Below are 4,481 nucleotides of genomic sequence, written 5' to 3' on the forward strand. Positions count from 1 at the left end.
GCGCTGGCCCTGGCCGACCTGGGCGGCGGTCCCCCGCCCGAGGGCGCCACCGCCGACCAGCGGGTGGCCCTGGCGGCCCGCCCCGGGTGCGCGGTCCGGGTGAACCTGAGGAGTCTGCGCACCACCGTGCTGCCGTTCGACCTCGCCGAGGCCGGGCTGAGGCTCGTGGTGGTGGACACCGGCGCCCTGCCCCGGCGCGACCTGCGCGCGGCCCGCTCCGCCGAGCTGGAGCGCGCGCAGCGCACGCTCGGGCCGCTGCGCGCCGTCCAGGACCTGTCCGGGGCGCTGGCGAGCCTGCCGGACCCCGTGCTGCGCCGCCGGGTCGAGTACGCGGTGACCGAGGTGCACCGGCTCAACGCGGCCGTGGGGCTGCTGCGCGCCGGGCGCTTCGGGGAGGTCGGACCGATCCTGTCCGCGTCCCACCTGTCCCTGCGCGGCTTCGGGCTGCCCACTCCGGAGGTGGAGCTGGCCGCGGAGACCGCCGCGCGGGCCGGGGCGCGCGGGGTGCGGATGTCCGGTTGGGCGGGGACCGTGCTGGCCCTGGCCGCCGAGGAGCGCGTGGAGGGGATCGGCGAGGCGCTGGCCCGGGAGTTCCGCGCCGACGGCCGGGTCCCCCCGCGCGTGCGCGCCGCGGTGCCCTCCGCGGGCGCCCACCGGCTGCGCTGAGCCGGTCGGGGCGACGGGCGCGGGGCCCGAGCACCGTGCGGAGGCGGTCGCGCGGCGGGCGCCTTCCGGATCCGAGAGGCCGAACCGTGACATTGTGCCGAACCCCGCTACCCTTTTCGCGATCACACAGGGTGGAAGTAAGCGACGAGGCGATCCACGGCGCTGAGCAGATGGGCGATGCGATGGCTGACCGACGGAACCGGGACGACCCCGGCCGCACCGGCGAGCACGACAGGCAGGGCGTGTTCCGGCGCGGCGGGACCCCGGGCAGGCCGGACGAGTTCGAGAAGCTCTACCGCCCGCGCGAGTCCGAGCAGAGGGTGGTCGGCGAGACGCGTCGGCTCCCGCCCGCCGAGGACGTGCCCCCGGTGCGGCCGAGGCGGTCCCAGAGGCCTCAGCAGTCCCAGAGGTCCCGGCGCACCCACAGCGCCGGGCGCGTCTACGACGGCCGCGGCATCGAGCGCAGGCGCAAGGAGCGCAAGCGCCGGCTGGCCACCACCGTCACGGTGACCGTGCTGGTGCTGGTGCTGGTCCTGCCCCTGGTCTTCGTCGGCGGGTTCTACGTGTACGCGAACTCGCGGCTGGAGCGGGTGGAGGCCCTGCTGGACTACGAGGGCCGCCCGGACGGGCAGCCCGGCACGACCTACATGATCGTGGGCTCCGACAGCCGCCAGGGCCTGTCCGAGGAGCAGATGGACGAGATGGCCACCGGCTACGCCGAGGGCCGCCGGACCGACACCATCATGGTGCTGTACATCCCCGACGAGGGCGAGCCCACCATCGTCAGCGTCCCCCGAGACTCCTACGTCCCCCTCGCCGTCCCCGGTTACGCCGACAACAAGATCAACACCGCCTTCGCCGACGCCGTGTGCGGCACGAACGACGCGGGCGAGGAGGTCTGCGGCGGCCCCGCCCCCCTCGTGGAGACCTTCGAGCGCGCCTCGGGCGTGCACATCGACCACTACGTGGAGATCGGCATGGGCGGCTTCGTCGACATCGTGGACGCGGTGGGCGGCGTGGAGCTGTGCCCGGAGGAGGCCATGGCCGACCCCAAGGCCGGGCTGGACATCGAGGCGGGCTGCCAGATGATGGACGGCGGCACCGCCCTGGGCTACGTGCGCACCCGGGCCACGCCGCGCGCCGACCTGGACCGCATCGCCCGCCAGCGCGAGTTCTTCTCGGCACTGGTCCAGACGGCCAGCGCGCCCTCCACGCTGTTCAACCCCTTCGAGTCCATCCCGCTGGTGCTCGCGGGCACCGACACCTTCATGGTGGACGAGGGCGACGACCTGCGGCACCTGGCCAGCATGCTCCTGGCGATGCGCGGCGGTACGCAGACCACCGCGATCCCCGTGGGCCAGACCCCCACGCTGGACGGGGTCGGCTCGGTGGTGGTCTGGGACGAGGTGCGCTCCGAGGAGATGTTCGCCGCCATGCGGGCCGGGGAGCCGATCCCCGAGAGCGCCTTCCAGGAGTAGGCCGGACGTCGGACCGCAGCGGCCCGGGGGAAGCGGGCGGTCCGGGGAAAGGCGAAGGGCCCGTCGCCGAGGCGACGGGCCCTTCTTCGTGACGTTCCGTACTGTGCGCGCCTACCCCCCAGCGGGCGCACGGCCGGCACGTCGGTCATGGTGGCAGAGGAGCCGAAACCCGCTCTGGCCTGCCGGTTCTCACCGGCACGTCTCCACAATAGGTCAAAGCTCGCTTAAGGTGCGAATCCTGTGCACGTGGCCTATGTCGCACCCTCGGGCCTCTGCGGTGGTCCGGCGTTGCCATCCTCCCACCACGGGCCCGCGTATGTACGCCGAACACGGGAAACACGCCGGGAAACTTTGGCCGACCGAGGCCCCAGAACCCCGCGAACACCGCGTTTGCGACACCCGGACCCCCTCGGGGGCGGGCCCCTCCCCGCCCCGGACACGACGGCGCCCGGCCGCCCCTCGGGGGCGGCCGGGCGTGAGCGAGGTCTCACCCGGACGGCCCCGATCGGGACCGTCCGGGTCCGGGCCCGCCGCGTACACCGCCGAACGGACGGTGCGCGGGGGCTCAGGCCAGGCGCTTGGCGAGGTTCTCGTCCAGGGCGGCGAGGAACTGCTCCGTGGTCAGGAACTCCTGGTCGCCGCCGACGAGCAGCGCGAGGTCCTTGGTCATCTGGCCGCCCTCGACGGTCTTGATGACGACGTCCTCCAGGGTGTTGGCGAACTCGACGACCTTGGGGGTGTTGTCGAGCTTGCCCCGGTGCTCCAGGCCGCGGGTCCACGCGAAGATGGAGGCGATCGGGTTGGTGGAGGTGGGCTTGCCCTGCTGGTGCTGGCGGTAGTGGCGGGTCACCGTGCCGTGGGCGGCCTCGGCCTCGACCGTGCGGCCGTCCGCGGTGCGCAGGACGGAGGTCATCAGGCCGAGGGAGCCGAAGCCCTGGGCGACGGTGTCGGACTGCACGTCACCGTCGTAGTTCTTGCAGGCCCAGACGTAGCCGCCCTCCCACTTGAGCGCCGCGGCGACCATGTCGTCGATGAGGCGGTGCTCGTAGGTCAGGCCCGCGGAGTCGAAGCGGTCCTTGAACTCGGTCTCGAAGATCTCCTGGAACACGTCCTTGAACATGCCGTCGTAGGCCTTGAGGATCGTGTTCTTGGTGGACATGTAGACCGGGTAGTTGCGGTCCAGGCCGTAGTTCAGGCTCGCGCGCGCGAAGTCCTCGATGGACTTGCGGAAGTTGTACATGCCCATCGCGACGCCGCCCGCCTCGGGGAAGTTCGCGATGTCGAACTCGACCGGCTCGCTGCCGTCGGCCGGGGTGTAGGTCATGGTGACCGTGCCGGGGCCGGGCACCTTGAAGTCGGTGGCCTTGTACTGGTCGCCGTGCGCGTGGCGGCCGATGATGATCGGCTTGGTCCAGCCAGGGACCAGGCGGGGGACGTTCTCGCAGATGATGGGCTCGCGGAAGACGACGCCGCCGAGGATGTTGCGGATGGTGCCGTTGGGCGACCGCCACATCTTCTTGAGGCCGAACTCCTCGACCCGGGCCTCGTCCGGGGTGATGGTGGCGCACTTGACGCCGACGCCGTGCTCCTTGATGGCGTTGGCCGCGTCGACGGTGATCTGGTCGTCGGTGCGGTCGCGCTCCTCGATGCCCAGGTCGTAGTACTTCAGGTCGACGTCGAGGTAGGGGAGGATCAGACGGTCCTTGATGAAGGACCAGATGATCCGGGTCATCTCGTCGCCGTCGAGCTCGACTACGGGGTTCTCGACCTTGATCTTGGCCATGGCTGTGTGGCTGTCCCTTCAGTCTTCGCTGCCGCCTCGTGCGCCGCGGACCCGTGTCCGGCTCGTGGCCGGGGGCCGGTCCGCGCACCCGGCGGTCCACCGGTCCCGCCCGGGGTCCGTGCTCCCCGGCGAGGCGGTGGCTTCTCGGTGTCGCGGTATCTCGACGTCAAGCTTATTCGACGCCTAAGCGGACAGTTGCGGCGCCACCCATGCCAGCACGATCAGCAGGACCGCGAGGGTGGTCAGGGTGAGCAGGTCGATCCACCGGCGGCGCACGGCGAGCATCCCGACCCAGTCCCGGGGCAGGAGCACCCGGAAGGTCGCCGCCAGCAGCAGCGCGCCCGCGATGATCGCCGGTCCGCGCTTGAAGTAGGCCGCGGCCACGACCACGATCCCCGCCGCGAGCGCCGACATGACCAGGAAGTAGGGCACCTGCGAGAGCCAGTACGGCGTCTCGGGCCCCTCCTCCCCGGCGGTCCGCCCGCGCGCGACCTCCCCGGAGTCCGCCCCGGAGTCCCGGGCGGAGCCGCCGCCGGGCTCCGGCACCTCGGGGC

At 72.4% G+C, this 4,481-nt stretch carries 3 protein-coding genes and 1 pseudogene; 2 read left to right on the top strand and 2 right to left on the bottom strand.

Going from position 1 to position 4,481, the window contains the following annotated elements; all coding sequences use genetic code 11:
- Both DQW06_RS20695 and DQW06_RS20700 read left to right on the top strand, forming a co-directional pair.
- Positions 1 to 666, top strand: a pseudogene (locus tag DQW06_RS20695) (GHMP kinase); the annotation flags it as partial.
- Between the two features lie 182 nt (positions 667 to 848).
- Positions 849 to 2,144 (top strand): LCP family protein, encoded by a 1,296-nt coding sequence (locus tag DQW06_RS20700; protein WP_071622736.1) that lies wholly within the window; start codon positions 849 to 851, stop codon positions 2,142 to 2,144.
- Between the two features lie 565 nt (positions 2,145 to 2,709).
- Here the strand turns inward: DQW06_RS20700 and DQW06_RS20705 are convergent.
- Together DQW06_RS20705 and DQW06_RS29625 are read right to left on the bottom strand one after the other, a co-directional pair.
- Positions 2,710 to 3,927: an NADP-dependent isocitrate dehydrogenase gene (locus tag DQW06_RS20705; RefSeq protein ID WP_013154964.1), complete on the bottom strand. Its 1,218-nt coding sequence runs from the start codon at positions 3,925 to 3,927 to the stop codon at positions 2,710 to 2,712.
- Between the two features lie 183 nt (positions 3,928 to 4,110).
- A partial coding sequence (locus DQW06_RS29625; RefSeq protein WP_370449117.1) for a DUF3017 domain-containing protein occupies positions 4,111 to 4,481 on the bottom strand: 371 nt, incomplete at its 5' end.

Source organism: Nocardiopsis sp. TNDT3 (genome assembly GCF_003427465.1).
GTDB lineage: Bacteria > Actinomycetota > Actinomycetes > Streptosporangiales > Streptosporangiaceae > Nocardiopsis > Nocardiopsis dassonvillei.